An 18,800-nucleotide genomic window follows, 5' to 3' on the forward strand; every position below is an offset into this window, starting at 1 on the left:
GCGCAACGGCCCGTTGCGCAATTCGCCGAGGCGGGCGAACCAGCGCACTAGTAGTAGACCTCGGGGTGCTGCTCTCGCGTCGTCTGGGTCTCCGTGACCCAATGCCCACCGCGGCCAACAGTGCGGGACTCGGTGGTGACCGTGGTGTCGCGGTGTCCGATCACCTGATCGTCAGGTTCTCGGGGCTGCTTCGCCTCGTAGGTGCCGTCACCGCCGCGGTACAGCCAGACCCGGCCTGACTCGACTACCCGTTGGGCATCGAACACCGCCCCTTCCTCCGCCACCAAGGGGGCCGGCTGGTGGTACTTCTGCGGGGCGGCTCGAACGTGTGCGAGGCTCTCTGCGTTGACGACGAACCCTGGGTCACCGAGCGCTTCCCGCAGGAGGGTGGCTATGGACGGGTCGACTGTCTTCGATGACCGTTCCACGTACTCCCCGAGTTGGTGGATGGCCGCGCGGATGTGGTCCTCGGTGGTCTCGAAGTCCGCGGCCAGTTCCCGTATCGCCACTTTGCGAGCTCTCGGCATCGTTGTCCCCCTCGTGCGGTGAAGCGTACACGCGCGTCAGGCGCCGCAGGGTGACGGGGGACCGCCACCGCCGAGGGAGCGGTCAGGCAACGGGGCAGTCGGCATCCGGTTCCACGACGTCCTCGGAGTTGAGTGTGTCAGGCAGATCATCGACAGTGTCCGATTCGGTGACGTGCGCATAGAGGCGCGCATGGCAACCAACATTCTTCGCAACCGTGTGATCAACCCCGACTCCGTCGACGTCTACCGTCAGGTGGACTTCGCCCACGGGTCGGTGTTCCTCCTCAGCGGTGCTGTGCTCGCCGCGCAGGCCGTCGTGTTCTCCCGCTTCTACCCCGCCGACTCCAAGCGCGCGGTCATCATCCTGGTCCTCGGGGCTCTCGCGCTACTGGTCGGCGTCGTGTTCGGTGTGGTGCTCGCCGTCAAGAACCGTCGCCGCAAGCTCTCCTTGAGCCGTCCGCTCAAGCCGCTGCGCGCGGTCGTCGCGTTCGACAAGAAGTCCGTCAGCAACGAGACGGTGTGGGACGCGGCCGCTCTCGCCGAGACGGACCCGGACCTGGCCCGCGCGCTCATCGAAAAGGATGCCGCGGAGTACGAGCCCGCAGACGCCGCCCAGGACAGCGCGAGCGGGCAGCCCCGTGAGTTCTTCGCCCTCGGCGCCTCCGCCGACGGCAGTGCGAGCGCGGATGGCTGAGCACGTTCGCGGCGACCTACTCGTCGAACCGGGCAGGAGCGCGGAGTTCGGCCGCGTCGCGGGATGCGCCGCGGCGTCGGGGGGCGCTAACCCGTCGAGCCCTCACATCGAAGGGGAATCGAGAGCGCTGTTGCGCGCCATCCGCCGGGCAATTCGTCCAACGCATCACTGGACGAATGCCAGGGGCGAGGAGCTTCCCAATTCGCCAACGCCTCGTTAGCGGATTGCCCGGGGCGCGGCGCCCGCCCACATCCGGACGACCTCGAACCCGCCACAAAGCGGCGAGTGGTTTCGCTTCGGCGCCTAACCGACAGTAACGGGGCCGCTGTTTTCCTATACGCGGCCTAACCGAGATTAACGGGCCACCTACTGGCCGCCATGCGGACCGCGAGGCCCCACATGGAGTCAGACAGGGCTGACGGCGACTGCTTTGGGCGCGTCAGATTGCCGTCACGTTGACCACGTCCAAGCATCCCGCTGCGCGTCGCGGAGAACATCTGCAATCTCGCTGGCTGCCAGTCGTTCGATCTTCGGGGGGACCGGTTGGCCGCGCTCGTCGCGGTCAGCTCCGTTCAGCCACAGCGCCCACGACCAGGGGTCCGCTTCGGCGGCTGCCTCGGCGGGCACCCCGCCGGATGAGCGCCGCTCGAAACCTTGCGAGCAAGTCCTCTCCCGGGCGTGTCACGGCCTGTACCGCGCGCGCACCTCGGCGGCACTATGGAGCTCGCCGTCCGCCGCCTGCCGGCGAGCCGCCGCCACGTCCTCGATCACCCCGGGCTGCGCCTCCCAGAACTGCGTCTCACTCAGGGAGTCGTGCGCGGCCGGGGCGTTCTCCATATCGCCATTCTCGGGCACAGACACCCCCGGCGCCTAGGGATGTAGCTCCGTTCAGCGTGCCGCCGCGGTAAAAGCTGGCCTGGCCGGACCCGCCACCCTCCTAGCGAGCGATGACCGCAGGGTCCCGCTCCTAAGAGACCGGGAGCTGTGGAACTCAACGTCTCGACCTCTGTCAGGCTCCCACCGCACACCCGAATAAGTGCGAGCCACACCTTGCTCTTGGCCGGTCCCGGCATCACAGCACGCCTCGGAACGATGCGCCGGATACCGTCTCCCGACTCGCTACCCACAGCCCTTGCCTTCGGCGAGCAATAGGCGCCGAGGCGACCGCTCGGTACTGTAACCGAATGCGGGGTCGAAGCAGCGCGGCCGAGATCGCGGCTGAGCTCTCGAAGGCCGTAGCCAGAGGAAACGGTCGGCTTGCGTACCGACTGCTTATTCAACTGGCCGACGACCTCCGTGCCGTGGATGCTGCTGGACGCGTAGTCCTCGCCGCGGAAGAACCGCCGAATGTCGGGCGATGGAGCGACGCGATCGCCGGAATCGTCGAACTCCGCCTTCGAGAAGCTGGAGCGCCTCTGCCCGACTGGGTGGTCGCGAGCATCGGTGATCCAAACGATCTGTGGGAGCCCGATCGCGGCGTGAAGCTGCCATGGGGGGCCGACCTGAAGCTTGTGCCGGAGCCATTGAGTCGGCGGGGCGTGGCGATCGAGGCGAGTGAGCTTGAAAGCGTCTGAACCGAACGGACACCGCGTTCGTCATGCTCGTTACCCAGTCGGGGTTTATCACCCGAGGAGGGCGGACCAGGCGACCGCGAATCTAGCGCGGGGGCTCCGCGAGTGAGGCACTCTCCCGCGCCGAGATCCCAACTACCGAGGAATGCTCGGCCGTTCCCCGGGCTGCCAATCTGTGAGGATTTCTTGTGCGTTGGCGGCAACAGCGGCGGTCGCGCGTGGTCTCTCGACATCCCGATACACGCGTCCTGAAGGATCAGACCGTGACGGCGAACCATCCGGAAGTCCCGGATAGTCGACCTGCCGATTCAACGTGGCAGCCACCGCGTGCAACCCACAGTGGAGGCCTCCACGCGCGGCTAAGCGCCCTGCTCGAAACGGCCGCGCAGATGCTCGGGGATCGGCTCCACGCCGCGGAGCGCGCCGTCCCGCCCTGCGTTAAGAGGGCGCCTTTGCCGTCATGACGAGGAGCCCGAGGCGTCCGGGGTTCGGGTCGGAGCGTCGATCTGGTCAGGCACGAAGCTTCGACCGATGATGCGCTCAACTGCGGCAGGCTGTTGGCGGACAGCAATAAGCGTCCTCAGTGCGAGATCCAGCGTCTCGCGGTTCGACGGTGTCCCAGCGAGTTCCTTCGCCTGCTGCAGCAAAGCGATGTCGATATCGATCGACGAAACCGTCATGGCTGCCACCTCCTCCTCTTGACCCAATGAACGCGGAATCGCCAGCGGCGCGGACGGGCGCGTCCTCCGCGATGTTGCTTGTCACCTCCGTGCTGTGTTGTCACAGATCCTCCTGCAATTCTCCCCTGACTATGAACCATGAGCGCGATACCGACAAGCCTTTCGATGCCGCACCGCCACCAACCTCATGGCCGGGTACACCTAGCGGCTCGCCACAGTCGGAGCTGAAGCCCGAACATCAACCGGGCATGAGCGGCTGATCGGCACGCCTCGGCTCCCGGCAATCGTCCAATGGCTCGTTGGACGATTGCGTCGCGCCCGCCTCGTCATCCTGTCGGCGCGATCTGCCCGCGGGCTGCTCAGGTCAAGAAGCGCCTTGCGTACGGCCGCGTGCTGTTCGGCGGGTACCCCTGGTCGCTGATCGTCACCGCGACCGGCGGGGCCGCTCCCTAGAGTCGGCCGTCTGGCGACCACCTCTCCGATGCCTATAGGAGGCGGCTGCGTCCCGACGCACCGCGTCGAGACAGGCCCCAGTAGCTCGTTGCGGTTCTTTGTTCACCAGGGACGTCAGCGGCATAGGCTCATGCCCGCGTTGATTACCGGGGAGATGCTGATCTTCGAATCCGGAATCTCCGGGCTGTTCGCCCAGATCACGTCGATCTCGGGGAAGTCCGTGAAGGTCATCGCCGTGCCATTGACAGCGTAAGTGGTGCCGTCCGGTGCGACCACGGTGACGATCTGGAGGGTCCGGCTGCCCGCCTTGTAGTCCGCGCAATGAACGACAGCGTAGGGCACCGTCAGCGGCCAGTCGGTACCGAAGTCGGAGCTCACGAGAAGACCGGGGGCGCCTGCGACGCTGGCCGGCACGTCCACGACGCCGGCCGCGTTCGCCCGGGAGGGGCGGTAGTCCTTCTTGCAGGTGCCGTCCAGAGGTTCACCAAGCTCAAGGGTCGGCACGGTTACGACTACGAATCCAGCGTTGCGCCCATCGCCGTACTTTCGGTCCACGCACACCTCGGACGCGCTCACAACCGTTCCCTTCACGGTTGCCCCGTCCCACATCGGGATGTCTGGCAACTGATCGAAAGCAGCGTTCTGAGCGGCCTTCACCTGGGCTTCGGATAATGGCGCCTTCTTGCTAACGGTGAGCTTGAGGACTGTGCCAGGCTTCACCAATGAGCCGGGCTTGGGTGACTGCTTCGTCACCCACCAGTTCGACTTTTTCAGCACGCGCTTGCTGAACTTCCAGTCCAAGTCCATCGCCTTGAGCTCGCTGGTCACGTGATCCGCCCGGGCGCCGGCGTAGTCCTCGACCGCGACGGTCGCAGGTGCCGCTTTCGGCTCAACGGCGATCGCTGCCGGCGGCGAACCAAGGAACAAAGCCACAAGCGCAACCGCCGCCGAAAAACTCCCCCATGTACGTCTCTGCACACGTTCAGTATGCCCGCGGCCGTACGCTCGCCCATCAGGGTGTGCCTCGGCGCCGCTCGCTCGGGCCGACGCATCCGGCCAGCTCATCCCTCCACCCAGTTAGCGGCTGTCGTGGCGCGCCTGCACGTTCGCGTCGCCGGTACATGTTGGCGCCATACACCCAGCGGCGGGAGCTAACGGAGTAGGAGGCCGTGACGCTCGCAGCAGGCGCGTCGACGAGGATACCGATCCTTACCCCGAAGCGGCCACTGCGCGTGAGTGACCGAAACCGCTTCGGACCCGGTCTTTTTTCAAAGCTTTGTCTGAAGTAACTCTGGATATACGCCAGCCACCACGCCAACGCGATCCCCAGAATCGTCAGTCCGAAGTGGCGCGATATCGGCTGGGGCAGTCCGGTCTAGCTCTGGAAATGACACCATCACTTTCTCGAGCTCGTCGTTCATCGGCGGGCCACGCGACGTTGCGCGCTTGCCCGGCGCGCCCGTCGCACAGCACGTACCGCGAAGACCGTGACGGATCCATGGGGCCTTTCATTCGCGTAACCTCGCGGTTACGCTTTGGCCATGGACGTCTTCGAGGCTTTGGCTGACCCGACAAGGCGGCGAGTCGTGATGCGTCTCTCCGACGGCCCGCTGTCCGCCGGCGAACTCGCCGCCACCGAACCGACGAGTCGCCCTGCCGTCAGCAGGCATCTGAGGATTCTTCGCGAGTCCGGCCTCGTCGATGTCGAAACAGACGGCCGGATCCGCCGCTACCGACTCCGTCGCGACCCCCTCTCGGCCGTTCGGGTGTTCCTCGATGAGCTGGTGCAGCCACCCATCCCGAGTGCGGCGCTCGACGGCCTCGACCTCGAGGTTCGTCGCACGATCCGTGAGCGTTCCCTCACGCACGAACGGCGACAGGAGATCTCATGACCGACAGCACGACCCCGACACCGACGGGAAGCACCATGAACGGTCCACTGGGCAGGGAAGTCCGGTTGCACCGGCGCTTCCACGCACCGATGGATGCCGTCTGGGCGGCGATGACCGAGTCGGCCCGACTCGAGCGCTGGATCGGGCGATGGGAGGGTGACCCCGCCACGGGGACGATCACCTTCTACATGACCGCTGAAGGCGAGGACGTCGAGGGCCAGGAGTTCCGCATCCAGGAGTGCGTGCCGCCCCAGCGGTTCCGCGCTGAGACGCGCACGGGCTCGAACCTCTGGCAGGTGCGCTTCGACCTCCAGGACGAGGGAGGAACCACGAGACTCACCTTCGCGCAGGCGCTCGGCAGCGATGACCCGGCGATGATGGGGCCGGGGTGGGAGTACTACCTGGATCGACTCGGTGCGACGTTGAGCGGAGGCGATCTGCAGGAGATCCGCTTCGAGCAGTATCACCCTGCGATGTGCGATCACTACGCCGGATGATGGATCGCCCCCCGGCCGCCCTCTGAAATCGGCCGGCCGCGCGCAGGGTTCCGTACGTGACGACCGCTTTGAACCGGACGTCAACGGAGGCGAATCGCTCGGTGGACCCGGTCGACTTCCGGCCGCGGCGTCTGTCAAGATCTGCGGATGGCCGAGCTGAAGCTGGCGGAGGGCGATGTCCCCGCATTCGTCGACCGCCTGCTCCCGCTGCAGCGCGAGGCGTACGCCGTCGAAGCCGCGCTGATCGGCGACGACCGCATCCCGCCCCTCCACGAGGACAAGAGCGACCTCAGCTCGGCCGGCCTCTGCTGGCTGATCGAGGTCGACGGCGACCGGGTGGTCGGTGCGCTCGGGTACCGCACAGACGACGGCGTCGTGGACCTCGATCGTCTGATCGTCGATCCGTCGTGTCACCGGCGGGGCATCGGATCGCGGCTGGTGAAACGCGCGCTGGCCGAGGGCCCGCGCGTCACGGTCTCCACCGGCCGTGAGAACGCTCCGGCGCGCCGGTTGTACGAGTCACTCGGCTTCGCCCATCGGGGGGATCGCGAAGTGATCCCCGGCCTGTGGATCAGCGAGTATCTGCACGTCTCGGACGACCCCGCGAAGCGCTGACGGATCTCCCGTCCGCGCTCAGGCGTACGCGTCGAGGCGCTGCAGGTCGGGCTGCGCCCCCGGCCGGGTGACCGCATCCGCCCCCACCGCGCACGCGGCCCGCAGCGCCCGCTCGGGGTCCCAGCCCGCGTGGAGGGCGAGGGTCAGCGCCGCGCAGAACGCATCGCCGGCGCCCACGGAGCTGACCGCGCGCACCGTCGGCGCCGCGACCCGGACCGCCTCGCGTCCGCGGCGGAACAGCGCTGCTCCGGCCGAGCCGTACGTGACGGCCACGAGGGACGCCCGCGAGAGTTCGGGAAGCACGGCGTACTCGAGCTCGTTGACGATGAACAGGTCGGCGCGGTCCACGAGCTCCGGCGGCAGCGACTGGGCGGGCGCGGCGTTGACGGCGAGGAATCCCGGCACGGCAGTGGTCAGCGCGGCCACGACGGGCAGGGGGATCTCCAGCTGCGTGAGCACCGCCTCATCCGGCGTGAACGTCACACCGTCGACGGTCACATCGTGGTTCGCGCCGGGGCACACCACGATCTGGTTCTCACCCTCGTCGTCGACCGTGATGAGGGCCGTGCCGGTGGGCGCGTCAACGAGCCAGACCTCACCGGCGTCGACCCCCGCGTCGCTGAGGTTCTGCAGCATCGCGCGGCCGTCGGTGTCGTCGCCCACGGCGCCGACCATCCGCACGCGTCCGCCCAGGCGCGCAGCCGCGACCGCCTGGTTCGCGCCCTTGCCGCCGGCATCGCGGGTCAGGGTGCCGCCGAGCACCGTCTCGCCGGGCTCGGGGAGGCGGGCGACGGATGCGGTGACGTCGACGTTGATGCTGCCGACCACGCACAGGGAGCCGAGGGGAGAGGCCATCCCACCATTGCACCACGCTGCCTGTGCGGGAATCGGGCGGCGCACGTTGTATAACCGAACAGTGCCGCTTTCGGCGGCGCGTGGACGACGGGGTCCGCATCCGCAACGTCCGCGAGGAGCCGCATGACCACCCCGATCCCCGTCTACCTCGACTGCGACCCCGGCATCGACGACACGCTCGCCCTGGCCTACCTGCTGGCCGCGCCGAACGTCGAGCTGGTCGGCATCGGCACCGTCAGCGGCAACACATCGGCGGCGCAGGCCGCGCGCAACACGCTCGACCTCCTTGCGCTCGCCGGCGCCCCCGCCGTTCCCGTGGCCGTCGGCGCGCACGACCACCTCGACCATCCCTACGGCGGCGGCGCGGGGTGGGTGCACGGCGAGAACGGCATCGGCGGTGTGGATCTGCCGCGCGGTGCACGCGAGCCGGATCCTCGGACCGCGGTTCAGCTGCTCATCGATCTCTCCCACGAGTACGAGGGCCGTCTGCACGTGCTCACGATCGGGCCGCTGACGAACATCGCGCACGCGCTGGAGGCCGACCCCACCCTGCCCGGACGGGTGGCCGAGGTCACGGCCATGGGCGGTGCGGCCCTGGTCCCGGGCAACATCACGCCCGCCGCCGAGGCCAACGTGTTCAACGACCCGCACGCGGCGGCCGCGCTCATCGCCGCGGACTGGGACGTGACCCTCGTGCCACTGGACGTGACGATGGAGCACACCCTCGACGAGGATCAGCGCCGGATGCTGCTGGCCGACGAGCGCCCGTTCGTCCGGGCCGTGGGCGAAGTCCTCGACCACTACTTCGACTTCTACGTCGGCACATACGGCCGGCGCACGTGCGCGCTGCACGATCCGCTCGCGGCGGTCATCGCAGCCGGCGCGGTCACGCCCACCCGCGCTCCGCGGGTACCTGTCGTGGTCGACGTATCAGACGGCCCAGGACGGGGGCAGACCATCGCCGACCTCCGCGGCCAGCGCATCGGCGTCCGCGACCACGACGGCGTCCGCACGCGCCTGGTCCTGGACGTCGGGTCGTCGATCGGCCAGCACCTGGTCGACACGATCCTCGCCGGCTGAGCCCGCCGCCTCGGGCCGCGGGGTGAGGGGCACAGCGGCGGCGCCCCGTAACCTTGGACGAGTGCACCTGAACGACTCGCGCGCGTGGAACCGCTTCTACGCCGAAGGAACCCCCGTCGACATCGAGGAGCCGACCGGCTCCCTCATCGACCTGCTCGATGACCGCTCGGCGCAATACGCCGACCGCCCGGCGGTGACCTTCTTCGGTGCGTCGCTGACCTACCGCGAACTCGCCGACCGGGTCTCCCGCGTCGCGAACGGGCTGCGGGAGCTCGGTGTGAGAGCCGGCGACCGCGTCGCCCTCGTGCTGCCCAACGCCCCTCAGCACGTGATCGCGTTCTACGCGGTGCTGCGGCTGGGCGGGATCGTCGTCGAGCACAACCCGCTCTACACGCGCGACGAGCTCGAGGCGCAGTTCCGCGATCATGGCGCGGCGCACGTCATCTCGTGGGACAAGATGGCTCCCCTCATCCGATCCTTCCCCGCCGACCTCGGCATCCGCACCGTCGTCTCCGTCGACATCACCCGTGCCATGCCGTGGACCACGCGCCTGGCGCTGCGCCTCCCGGTGGAGAAGGCCCGCGCATCGCGCGCGAAGCTGACCGCCGCAGCCCCCGGGACGGTGCCCTTCACGCGGCTGGAGAAGTCCGCGCCGCTGCCGGCCGGCTCCGTCCCCCGCCCCAGCGTCACCGACATCGCGTGCCTGCAGTACACCTCCGGCACCACCGGCGTGCCCAAGGGCGCGATCATCACGCACGGCAACCTGTGGGCCAACGCGCGCCAGGGCGCCGCGTGGATGCCGCGGTTCACGCACGGCGACGGCCGCATCTACGGCCTCCTGCCGATGTTCCACGCGTTCGGCCTGCTGCTGTCGGTGATCTACGCCGTGGAGACCGGGTCCAACGCCGTGCTGTTCCCCACGTTCGACCCTGAGCTGGTGTCACAGGCGGCGAAGAAGCATCCGCCGACCTTCATCCCCGCCGTCCCGCCCATGTTCGACCGCCTCGCGCGCGTGGCCCGCGAGGGCAGGCTCGACCTGTCCGGCGTCGTGTACTCGATCTCGGGGGCGATGACCCTCACCCCCGCCGTGGTGAAGCGGTGGGAGGAACTGGCGGGCAGCATGCTCAACGAGGGGTACGGATTGACCGAGACGAGCCCCGTCGCGCTGGCGAACCCCTTCGACGACGCACGGAAGATCGGCACGATCGGCATTCCGTTCCCCTCGACCGACATCCGCGTGGTCGACCCCAACGACCCCGCCCGCGAGGTGGAGCTCGGGCAGGCGGGCGAACTGCTCATCAAGGGTCCGCAGGTGTTCCAGGGGTACTGGAACCGTCCAGAGGAGACGGCGCAGGCGCTGCTGGACGGCGGATGGCTGCGCACGGGAGACCTCGTGATGCAGGACGAGGACGGGTTCGTCACGGTGGTCGACCGCAAGAAGGAGATCATCATCACCGGCGGCCTGAACGTCTCGCCCAGCGAGGTCGAGAAGGTGCTCGACGCCGTGCCGGGCGTCGCCGGTTCGGCCGTCGTCGGCGTGCCCCGGGGCGGCGGCGCCGAGGTCGTCACGGCCGTCGTCGTGCTGGAACCCGGTGCCGTCTTCGACGAGGACGCCGCGCGCGCGGCCGCGCGCGAGCATCTGGCCGAGTACAAGCGCCCGACCGCCTACCGCGTGTGGGAGGAACTGCCCACGACCCTCATCGGGAAGGTGCTCCGCCGGCGCGTGCGCGACACCCTCATCGCCGACCGCAACGCGGTGCGCGCCGCACCGGAGGACTGACCGGGGTTCAGCTCGCGCGCCACTGCGCGGCCGGGGTTCAGCTCGCGCGCCACTGCGCGGCCGGGGTTCAGCTCGCGCGCCACTGCGCGGCCGGGGTGAGCGGCACGAGGGGTGGACGCTCGGCCGTCGTGGTCAGCTCGAGGCGCCGGCCCTCGCGGGCGGAGTCCATGAGCGCCGTCATGATCTCCAGCACGTGCAGGGCGATCGCGCCGTCGGCCCTGCGCCCACCGGCGACGAAGTCCAGCAGTCCGATGCCGCGCCCGGCGCCCTCGTAGCCCGCCCCCACCGCGACCGACGTCCAGTCCTCGTCGCCGGAGGGGCGCAGACGCACCTGCCCGTCGAAGTAGTTCGGATCAGGCAGCGACAGCGACCCGGTCTCGCCGTGCACCTCGATCGGCGCGGCGTCGGTTCCGGCCGCGTCGAAGCTGAAGGTCACGGTGGAGACCGCCCCGCCCACGTGCTCGAGCACCCCGGTCACATGCGTGTCGATCTCGACGGGGATCTGCTCCCCGGCCCGCGGGCCCGTGGCGATACGGCGCACCGCCTTCGGCCGCGACGAGGCTCCGCTCACGCGGGCGACGGGCCCGAGGAGGTGGAACAGCGACGTGAGGTAGTACGGTCCCATGTCCAGCAGCGGTCCGCCGCCGGGGCGGTAGTAGAAGTCCGGATGCGGATGCCACGCCTCGTGCCCCGGCGACACCCACGTCGCCACCGCGGCGACCGGGCGGCCGATGTCCCCCGCATCCACGACCGCCCGCGCCGTCTGGATCCCCGCGCCCAGCACGGTGTCGGGTGCGCACCCGACCCATCCGGATGCCGCTCGGGCCATGACACCGCTGGCCTGGGCGAAGGTCGCCGCCAGCGGCTTCTCGCCGTACACGTTCTTGCCGTGGGCAAGTGCGGCGAGGGCGATCTCGGCGTGGGCGGCGGGGATCGTGAGGTTCAGCACGGTGTCCACGGCCGGATCGGCGACGAGCTCCTCGACCGGGAGCGCGCGGCATCCGGGGAAGCGCGCCGCGACCTCGGCTGCGCGAGCCGGATCCAGGTCGGCGGTCGCGACGATGCGCACCCCCGGGTGGGTTCCGAGCGTCGCCAGGTACTGCGTGGAGATGACCCCGAGGCCGACTATTCCGACGCCGTGCGGCTCGCCCACAGCATCCCCCTCTCGATGATCGTGCGTACGCTGACGTCGGTGAGCACCGCGGGACTGTGCCCCGGCGTGGCGACGAAGATGCGGCCCGTGCCCCACCGGCGCGTCCACACCGCCGGCGAGACGACCGGGCGGTGCCACGGATGGTACGGCTGAACGGGATGCGTCGTGGTGGCCAGCACGTCGTTGAGGTCGTCGGTGAGCACCCAGTACTGCTCGGTGTCGAGCGTGAAGTCGCCGATATCGGCCGTGATCTCGTGCTTCCGGCCGAGGTCGGTGAGCTCGACGCGGTAGCGCAGGAAGTTGTCCGACTCATCCCCCCGACGTGCATCGGGGCTCTTGGACGGATGCGTGGCGAACTGCCCGCCGATGAGCTGGAGGTAGTCGGAGCTGTCGCGGTACGAATCCGCGATGCCGCCGTGCCAGCCCGCCAGTCCCGTCCCCCGCTCGACCGCCGAACGCAGGCCCGCCAGCGCCTCGTCCGAGATCGTCGACATCGTCACGCACTGCAGGATCAGGTCGGTCTCGTCCATGACCTGCGCATCGGCGTAGACCTCGTTGGACTCCTCGATGCGCACGGTGAAGCCCTCCGTCTCCAGGAAAGGCACGAACATGTCGGTGGCCTCTACGGGGCGGTGTCCCTCCCAGCCTCCTCGGACGATGAGCGCTCGGCGTGCGGACATGGTGGCTTCCTCGACGGGGTGTGGACGACCGGATGCCGCGGCGCGTTCGACGGCGGACACCACACGCTATCGCGCCCCACCCCCGCCGGGGCCGGACGGTCCGGACCGCGCTCCCGAGCCCGGGCGCTGCGCGGGGCCCGGCGCTGCGGGGGCCCGCGCGCCGCGCGTCGCCCCGGGCGGTGCGCGTCGCTCCGCGTGGGCACCACGTTCGCGCCAGTCCGGTGCATCCGCGCCGCTTTCATGTGGCGCGGATGCACGGAAGTGGCGCGGTCGCGGTGCGTGCGCCTGCGCCGGCACCGCGTGCGCCTGCGCCGGCACCACGTGCGCGTGCGCCGGCACCACGTGCGCCTGCGCCGGCACCACGTTCGCGGCAGTCCGGCGCTCCGCGCGGTCAGCCGATCGGTTCGGTCAGCGCCTCGCCCTCCGGCGGCGCATCCCGGCGAGCGCCGCGGGCGCCCGCACGCACCGCGCCGATGCTCGCGGCGATCACCAGCGCGATCCCGGCGATCTCCAGGAGCGACAGGTGCTGGCCGAGGAGGAAGAACCCCGCGATGGAGGCGGTCGCGGGTCCGAGGCTCATGAGGATCGCGAAGGCGGCTGCCGGAAGCCGGCGCAGCGCCATCAGTTCCAGGGCGTAGGGGATGGTCGAGGACAGCACCGCCACGGCTGCGGCCAGGGCGAGGAGGTCCACGCGCAGGAGGGCCGTCCCGGCATCGGCGATCCCGAGGGGCAGCGACAGCACGGCACCGACCACCATGGCCAGCGCCAGGCCGTCCAGCCTCGGGAACTCGCGGCCGACGCGGGCCGAGCACAGGATGTAGAACGCCCAGGCAGCGGCGGCGCCGAGGGCATACAGGACGCCGAGGAGGTCGAGGCGGTCCCATCCGCCCCCGCCGAGCGCGACCACACCGAGCAGGGCGAGCGCTGCCCACACCAGCGCCGATGCCCGGCGGCTGGCGATGATCGACAGCGTGAGCGGTCCGAGCACCTCGATCGTGACGGTCACACCCAGTGGCAGCCGTTCCAGCGCGAGGTAGAACAGGCCGTTCATGAGCACCAGGACCACGCCGAAGAGCACCACCGCGCGCCATCCCTCACGGGAGTGCCCACGCAGCCGCGGCCGGGCGATCGCGAGGAGGATGACCGACGAGAACACCAGGCGCAGCATGACCATGCCCAGCGGACCGAGCTGCGGGAACAGCATGACCGCGAGCGACGCGCCGACCTCCTGGCAGGCCAGGCCCACCACGACGAAGAGCACCGCGACGCTCGAGCCGCGACTGCCCGCTCCGCTCGGGGCGGTCACTCGGCCGGAGGCTGGCAGATGGCGTTCGCGAGGATCGCGTCGTGCTGTTCCTGCGCCGTCCACGGCAACCCGGCCTCGGGGACCGTCTCACCCTCCATGGCCGGCGCCTTCGACGCGATCGCGGCGAGCTCCCACGCCAGCCATACCCCGATGGAGGGGTTCGCTCCGGAGTTGTTGAGTACGACGGCGACGGTCATCCCCGTGCGGGGGTCGGCGAAGGCGGCGGTGAGATAGCCGGGGATCGCACCGTACTGGCCGATGAGCGCACCGGCCTGGTAGGCGCCTCCGGCCGCGGTGAACCATGTGGGCTGATCCGGGGCGACGGGAAGCGGGGCCTCGAACCGGTCGGATGCGTCGGGCGTGAGCGCGCCGGTCGCCAGCGCCTGCGCGTACCGGCCGAGGTCGGTGATGTCGGTGACCGCCCCGGAGTCGGCGCCGCCGATGCTCGCCGACATCTTGGTGACCTCGGGCGGCTCCGTGCAGTTCCACGCACCCTCGGCGTCGGGGGTGGACCAGTATCCCGGCAGGACCGGACCGTCCGACGGCGGTGCGGCCGTACGGGCCGGCAGCCCGGTGACGGCGAGGTCGAGCGGTTCGGCGATGCGCTCCCGGAGCAGCTCGCGCATGCTCGTGCCCGTGGCCCGCTCGAGAGCCGACCCGAGCAGCAGATACCCGGAGTCGGAGTCGCGGTACGCGGTGCCCGGTTCGATGCGGTCCTGCCCGAGTCCGTACCCGGCCAGTTCGCGGGGATCCCACTGCCGCTCGAGGTTGGAGAAGAACTGCGACTGCAGCTGCGGTGTGTAGGCTCCGATCCCGCCGGTGCCGTCGCACAGCTGCCGCAGGGTGACGTTCTCCAGATCGGGGAACCCGTTGACGTACTCGGTGACGCTGTCATCGAGCTCGATGGTGCCCTCCGCGGCGACCTGGAACATCACGTCGCACGTCATGGCGCGCGTGACGTCGGCCGCGCGGAACGCCATGTCGGTGTCGACGGCGCCTCCGCCGCCGGGGCGCTGCGTGCCCAGGCCCGCGACCCAGCTTCCGCTCCACGGAGCCCAGACCCCGACGATCGCACCGGAAGAGCCGGTGGCGGTCATGGCGCTGGTGACGGCTGCTTCCAGCTGCTGCGCCGTCTCGTCCGGCAGCGCACCTTCGACCTGCGGCGGGAGGTCGATCTCGACCGAGTCCCGTCCGGAGCATCCGCTCAACAGCGCAACCAGGGTGACCAGGCCCGCAGCGACGGCGACGCCGCGACTGCGAAGAGACCGCATCCTCACCCCCGGTGGAATCGAGCCGGCGCCGGATGACGCGCATATGCATTGAAACACACCCCCACGCCCGCTCCGCCGGGTTTGACTGCAGGCCCGGTCACGTCTACATCACAACTGTCCTTAAGGTGGTGCGCATGCCCCACGCCTTCGACGCCGCCGCCCTGTCGGGAGTGACCGGCCATATGAACGACGACCACCCCGACGACAATGTGCTGATCGCCCGCGCGTTCGGTCCGGCGGATGCGGCGGCCGCCGTGATGACCGGCTTCGACGGCGACGGGGGCGACTGGGCGGTGACCGGCGCGGACGGCACCGTCGCGCCGCTGCGCGTGGCGTGGCCGGGCGGCCCCATCACCGAGCGCCGCGAGGTGCGCCGGGAGATCGTCGCCCTGTACGACGAGGCGTGCCGCCGCCTGGGCGTCGAGCCTCGTCCGCACGACTGACCTGCGGCGTCCCGGGGTTAGGCTGCCCTAACCCGTCCCCTATGATGACGGCTATGAGTGACGTCATCCCCTTCTCGACCGCGCTACGCGAGCGCTCGAGCGCCGCCCACTCCTCCAGCGAGCACTCCGGGTTCATGTCCGACCTCATGACGGGCGAGGGCACCCGAGAGGACTACGTCGCGCTGGTCGCGCAGCACTGGTTCATCTACGACGCCCTCGAACAGGCCGCCGACCGCATGCGCAACGACCCCGTGGCTTCGGTGTTCATCTCCGACAAGCTCACTCGGCTGCCCGCCCTGGAGGCAGACCTCGAGTTCCTCGTCGGAGCGCAGTGGCGCGAGAGCATCCAGCCCCTGCCGACGACGCAGCGCTACGTCGACCGCATCCGCAGGGTCGGCACGACGTGGGCGGGCGGATTCGTCGCCCATCACTACACGCGATACCTCGGCGACCTCTCCGGCGGGCTCTTCATCGGCCGGTTGATGCAACGCCGCTTCGGGTTCGAGACGAACGGCATCGGCTTCTACCTCTTCGACGACATCGCCGATCCGAAAGCATTCAAGGACGTCTACCGCGCGCAGCTCGATGCCGCCCCCTGGGATGCGGCGGAGCAGGAGCGCGTGGTGGACGAGGTGCTCGTGGCCTACCGCCTCAACACCGAGCTGTTCGAAGACCTCGCGCGCGCCAAGTCCGCCGCCTGACCCGCTCTCCCCCGCCGGGCGGCGCACAACGGCGGGGATGTCCCGCGACACCCCGCGCGCGCAGCATCCCGCTCGGCGTGTCGCGCACGATCCCCGCCGTTGTGCACGCGCGGGGCGGGGCAGGGGCGACGCGGGTCGGGCGGGGAGGCGGGCGGGGCGCGTCAGGAGCGGGCGCGCAGGGCTGTGCTCATGAAGCGCTGCACGTCGGGGTCGACGCGGATGTCGCTCGGGCGGAGCGGGCGGGACAGGTACAGCCCGTCCAGCGAGGTCAGGCGGCTGAGGGCGACGTAGGTCTGGCCGGGGGCGAACGCACCGGAGCCCAGGTCGATCACGGCGCGGTCGTACGTCTTCCCCTGCGACTTGTGGATCGTGACGGCCCACGCCAGGCGCAGGGGGAACTGCGTGAACTCCGCAACGACATCGCGGGAGAGCGTGCGCGTGCCCGGGTGGTAGTTGTAGCGGAACCTCTCCCACACGGCCGGCTCGACATCGTGCTCGGTGCCGTCGACCTCGACGCGCACCGTGTCGCCGGCGATCCGCGTGACGGTGCCGATCGTCCCGTTGACCCACCGGGGCGGCTCCCCGAACGACGACACGTCGTTGCGCAGGAACATCACCTGCGCCCCGACCTTGAGCCGGAGCTCGACGTCGGCGGGGTAGTTGGCCTCGCCGCGGCCGAAGTCGCCGCTGATCTCAGCGTTGGCCGTCTGCATCCGCCCGACCAGTTCGTCCAGGTGGCGGCGGTTGATGGTGTTGACGATGTCGTTGCGCGTGGCCAGCGTGATGATGGGATGCTCGCCGTCGGCCGGGTCGGGCGGTGTGCGCGCGCCGGCGCCGTTGAGGATCCCGGCCATCTCGGCGGTGACGCGGCCGTAGCGCACGGCATTCAGCAGCGCCTTGAAGGCGGGGTCGGACTGCCGGTGGATCTCCGTCAGCTCGCGCACGTTCAGGTCGGCGCCGTGGCGGCCGAGATCGAGGATGCCGTCGTCACCGCCCTCACCGGCCCACACCTTGGCGTCGAAGAACCAGAACGAGCGGTAGTGGTCGCGGATGTAACGCATCTCATCTCCGCGGGGCGGCACCGGGGCCAGCTGATACGGGTCGCCGAACATCACGATCTGCACCCCGCCGAACGGCTCGGCGCGGCGTCCGCGCGCCTGTCGCAGCGACCGGTCGATGCCGTCCATGAGGTCGGCGTTGACCATCGAGACCTCGTCGAGGACGAGCGTGTCGATCGCGTTGAGCAGCTTGCGCGTGGCATCCGATTGCTCGATCTCGCCGTTGGCGATCAGCCCGATCGGCAGGCGGAAGAGCGAATGGATCGTCTGGCCCTCGACGTTCAGTGCGGCCACCCCGGTGGGGGCGCACACCGCGATCTGCTTGCTGGTGTTCCATGCGAGGTGCTGCAGCAGCGTCGACTTGCCCGTTCCGGCCCGCCCGGTGACGAACACGTGCTCGCGCGTGTCTTCGATGAGCCGGAACAGCGCCTCCTGTTCGGCGGAGAGGGACGGCGTGCTCACCGCATCATGCTAGTTCGCGTTCGCCGCCCCGTTCCGCGGCCGGACAGGGATGTGGCGGGCACGGCGCCGTGCACAGGAGCAGCAGTGCCCGGTGTCGACCACGCCGCGGTACCGGAGAGCACGCCGTCCACGGCGGGGAATAGCCGATCTCCCGACCTCGTTCCAAGCCGCAAGAGCAGAGGAGAGACATGTACGACACGGTCATCATCGGCGGCGGCCCCGCGGGACTTCAGGCCGCGCTCACCCTCGGGCGCGTGCACCGCACCGCCGTGCTGTTCGACTCCGGCGAGTACCGCAACGACGCCACGGCGTACGCGCACAACGTCCTCACCCTGGACGGGGTGGCACCGGGCGAGCTGCGCCGACGCGGCCGGGAGGAGCTCGCCGCGTACGACTCCATCGAGGTGCGGGGCGACGCCGTCACGTCCGTGCGGCGGGAGGGGGACGGGTTCGCCGTGACCCTCGCATCCGGCAGTACGGTCACGGCGCGCACGGTGATCCTGGCGACGGGTCTCGCCGACACCCTCCCCGACATCCCCGGACTCGCCGCGCAGTGGGGGGATCGCGTCGCCCACTGCGCGTTCTGCCACGGGCACGAATTCGCCGGCCGCCCGGTCGCGGTCATGGACGCGCCCTCGCCCGCCACGATGACGGCCGCCAAGCTCCGTCCGATCGCCTCCGAGGTCCGCATCCTCGCGCCCGGCGAGCTCGCCCGCGTCGAGGAGACTCCCGACGGTCTGCGCCTGCACCTCGCCGATGGGACCGACCTGGAGGTCGCCGGGCTGTTCGCGGCACCGCGCACCGCGCAGCGCGCACCGTTCGCCGCCGAACTGGGACTCGCCCTGAGCGAGTTCGGGGTCGTCGCCACCGAGGGGCTCGGCCGCACCAGCATGGACGGGGTGTGGGCCGTGGGCGACATGGCCCAGAGCTCCGCGTGGCCGGCTCCGCTGACCTCGATCGTCCTGTCGATGTCGACCGGGCAGCTCGCGGCGTTCGACATCGTGCAGGGCCTCGCGGTCGCCGAGCTCAGTCGTGACGCCGGGTGAGCCGACCAGCGGTTTCGGAGGCGCTCTTTCCTAGAC

The 18,800-nt window shown here is 70.0% G+C and carries 20 protein-coding genes; 10 read left to right on the forward strand and 10 right to left on the reverse strand.

Annotated elements, in window-relative coordinates; translation table 11 throughout:
* Window positions 1-47: 47 nt before the first annotated feature.
* A complete protein-coding gene (locus F6J85_RS17150) occupies window positions 48-527 on the reverse strand; it encodes a hypothetical protein (RefSeq protein WP_150926942.1) in 480 nt (159 codons plus the stop codon).
* A 190-nt stretch (window positions 528-717) separates the two neighbouring features.
* On the opposite strand from F6J85_RS17150, the gene F6J85_RS17155 reads away from it, so the two are divergent.
* Window positions 718-1,221, forward strand: coding sequence for a hypothetical protein (locus F6J85_RS17155; protein WP_150926944.1), 504 nt, complete (start codon window positions 718-720; stop codon window positions 1,219-1,221).
* Between the two features lie 681 nt (window positions 1,222-1,902).
* Here the strand turns inward: F6J85_RS17155 and F6J85_RS17785 are convergent.
* Window positions 1,903-2,058 (reverse strand): hypothetical protein, encoded by a 156-nt coding sequence (locus F6J85_RS17785; protein ID WP_191906680.1) that lies wholly within the window; start codon window positions 2,056-2,058, stop codon window positions 1,903-1,905.
* A gap of 347 nt (window positions 2,059-2,405) precedes the next feature.
* Here F6J85_RS17785 and F6J85_RS17160 point away from each other — a divergent pair, with 347 nt between their 5' ends.
* Window positions 2,406-2,795: a hypothetical protein gene (locus F6J85_RS17160; protein ID WP_150926946.1), complete on the forward strand. Its 390-nt coding sequence runs from the start codon at window positions 2,406-2,408 to the stop codon at window positions 2,793-2,795.
* Between the two features lie 455 nt (window positions 2,796-3,250).
* On the opposite strand, the gene F6J85_RS17165 is transcribed toward F6J85_RS17160, so the two are convergent.
* Both F6J85_RS17165 and F6J85_RS17170 read right to left on the reverse strand, forming a co-directional pair.
* Window positions 3,251-3,472, reverse strand: coding sequence for a type II toxin-antitoxin system VapB family antitoxin (locus tag F6J85_RS17165; RefSeq protein WP_238707140.1), 222 nt, complete (start codon window positions 3,470-3,472; stop codon window positions 3,251-3,253).
* Window positions 3,473-4,039: 567 nt separating this feature from the next.
* Window positions 4,040-4,858 (reverse strand): PASTA domain-containing protein, encoded by an 819-nt coding sequence (locus tag F6J85_RS17170; protein ID WP_238707002.1) that lies wholly within the window; start codon window positions 4,856-4,858, stop codon window positions 4,040-4,042.
* Between the two features lie 608 nt (window positions 4,859-5,466).
* On the opposite strand from F6J85_RS17170, the gene F6J85_RS17175 reads away from it, so the two are divergent.
* The 3 genes from F6J85_RS17175 (at window position 5,467) to F6J85_RS17185 (ending at window position 6,929) form a co-directional block, all read left to right on the forward strand.
* Window positions 5,467-5,817, forward strand: coding sequence for an ArsR/SmtB family transcription factor (locus F6J85_RS17175; protein ID WP_150926952.1), 351 nt, complete (start codon window positions 5,467-5,469; stop codon window positions 5,815-5,817).
* Window positions 5,814-6,314 carry an SRPBCC family protein gene (locus tag F6J85_RS17180; RefSeq protein ID WP_238707003.1) on the forward strand — a complete coding sequence of 167 codons (501 nt, stop codon included), beginning with the start codon at window positions 5,814-5,816 and terminating at the stop codon, window positions 6,312-6,314. The genes F6J85_RS17175 and F6J85_RS17180 overlap by 4 nt, the downstream gene beginning before the upstream one ends.
* 147 nt (window positions 6,315-6,461) lie before the next feature.
* Window positions 6,462-6,929: a GNAT family N-acetyltransferase gene (locus F6J85_RS17185; RefSeq protein ID WP_150926953.1), complete on the forward strand. Its 468-nt coding sequence runs from the start codon at window positions 6,462-6,464 to the stop codon at window positions 6,927-6,929.
* Between the two features lie 18 nt (window positions 6,930-6,947).
* On the opposite strand, the gene F6J85_RS17190 is transcribed toward F6J85_RS17185, so the two are convergent.
* Window positions 6,948-7,784, reverse strand: coding sequence for a ribokinase (locus F6J85_RS17190; RefSeq protein ID WP_150926955.1), 837 nt, complete (start codon window positions 7,782-7,784; stop codon window positions 6,948-6,950).
* A gap of 123 nt (window positions 7,785-7,907) precedes the next feature.
* Between F6J85_RS17190 and F6J85_RS17195 the strand changes: the two genes are divergently transcribed.
* Both F6J85_RS17195 and F6J85_RS17200 read left to right on the forward strand, forming a co-directional pair.
* On the forward strand, window positions 7,908-8,864 hold the full coding sequence (locus tag F6J85_RS17195) for a nucleoside hydrolase (protein ID WP_150926957.1): 957 nt from the start codon (window positions 7,908-7,910) through the stop codon (window positions 8,862-8,864).
* 61 nt (window positions 8,865-8,925) lie between these two features.
* Window positions 8,926-10,644 (forward strand): long-chain-fatty-acid--CoA ligase, encoded by a 1,719-nt coding sequence (locus F6J85_RS17200; RefSeq protein ID WP_150926959.1) that lies wholly within the window; start codon window positions 8,926-8,928, stop codon window positions 10,642-10,644.
* 67 nt (window positions 10,645-10,711) lie between these two features.
* Here F6J85_RS17200 and F6J85_RS17205 read toward each other — a convergent pair whose 3' ends face one another.
* From F6J85_RS17205 to F6J85_RS17220, 4 genes are all read right to left on the reverse strand, one after another.
* Window positions 10,712-11,797: a Gfo/Idh/MocA family protein gene (locus F6J85_RS17205; protein WP_150926961.1), complete on the reverse strand. Its 1,086-nt coding sequence runs from the start codon at window positions 11,795-11,797 to the stop codon at window positions 10,712-10,714.
* Window positions 11,770-12,477: a ThuA domain-containing protein gene (locus tag F6J85_RS17210; RefSeq protein ID WP_150926963.1), complete on the reverse strand. Its 708-nt coding sequence runs from the start codon at window positions 12,475-12,477 to the stop codon at window positions 11,770-11,772. The genes F6J85_RS17205 and F6J85_RS17210 overlap by 28 nt, the downstream gene beginning before the upstream one ends.
* Window positions 12,478-12,868: 391 nt before the next feature.
* Entirely contained in the window at window positions 12,869-13,783 is a 915-nt protein-coding gene (locus F6J85_RS17215) for an EamA family transporter (protein WP_238707004.1), read from the reverse strand.
* The gene (locus F6J85_RS17220) at window positions 13,780-15,054 is read right to left on the reverse strand and encodes a serine hydrolase domain-containing protein (protein ID WP_150926965.1); all 1,275 of its coding nucleotides are present in this window, start codon (window positions 15,052-15,054) and stop codon (window positions 13,780-13,782) included. The genes F6J85_RS17215 and F6J85_RS17220 overlap by 4 nt, the downstream gene beginning before the upstream one ends.
* A gap of 134 nt (window positions 15,055-15,188) precedes the next feature.
* On the opposite strand from F6J85_RS17220, the gene F6J85_RS17225 reads away from it, so the two are divergent.
* Both F6J85_RS17225 and F6J85_RS17230 read left to right on the forward strand, forming a co-directional pair.
* Window positions 15,189-15,497, forward strand: a complete 309-nt coding sequence (locus tag F6J85_RS17225) for a DUF2470 domain-containing protein (RefSeq protein WP_150926967.1) — start codon at window positions 15,189-15,191, stop codon at window positions 15,495-15,497.
* Window positions 15,498-15,550: 53 nt separating this feature from the next.
* The gene (locus F6J85_RS17230) at window positions 15,551-16,198 is read left to right on the forward strand and encodes a biliverdin-producing heme oxygenase (RefSeq protein WP_150926969.1); all 648 of its coding nucleotides are present in this window, start codon (window positions 15,551-15,553) and stop codon (window positions 16,196-16,198) included.
* 161 nt (window positions 16,199-16,359) lie between these two features.
* Here F6J85_RS17230 and F6J85_RS17235 read toward each other — a convergent pair whose 3' ends face one another.
* On the reverse strand, window positions 16,360-17,718 hold the full coding sequence (locus F6J85_RS17235) for an ATP-dependent DNA helicase (protein ID WP_150926971.1): 1,359 nt from the start codon (window positions 17,716-17,718) through the stop codon (window positions 16,360-16,362).
* A gap of 188 nt (window positions 17,719-17,906) precedes the next feature.
* On the opposite strand from F6J85_RS17235, the gene F6J85_RS17240 reads away from it, so the two are divergent.
* Window positions 17,907-18,764: an NAD(P)/FAD-dependent oxidoreductase gene (locus F6J85_RS17240; protein ID WP_150926973.1), complete on the forward strand. Its 858-nt coding sequence runs from the start codon at window positions 17,907-17,909 to the stop codon at window positions 18,762-18,764.
* Window positions 18,765-18,800 lie beyond the last annotated feature (36 nt).

Source organism: Microbacterium lushaniae (genome assembly GCF_008727775.1).
GTDB classification, from domain to species: domain Bacteria; phylum Actinomycetota; class Actinomycetes; order Actinomycetales; family Microbacteriaceae; genus Microbacterium; species Microbacterium lushaniae.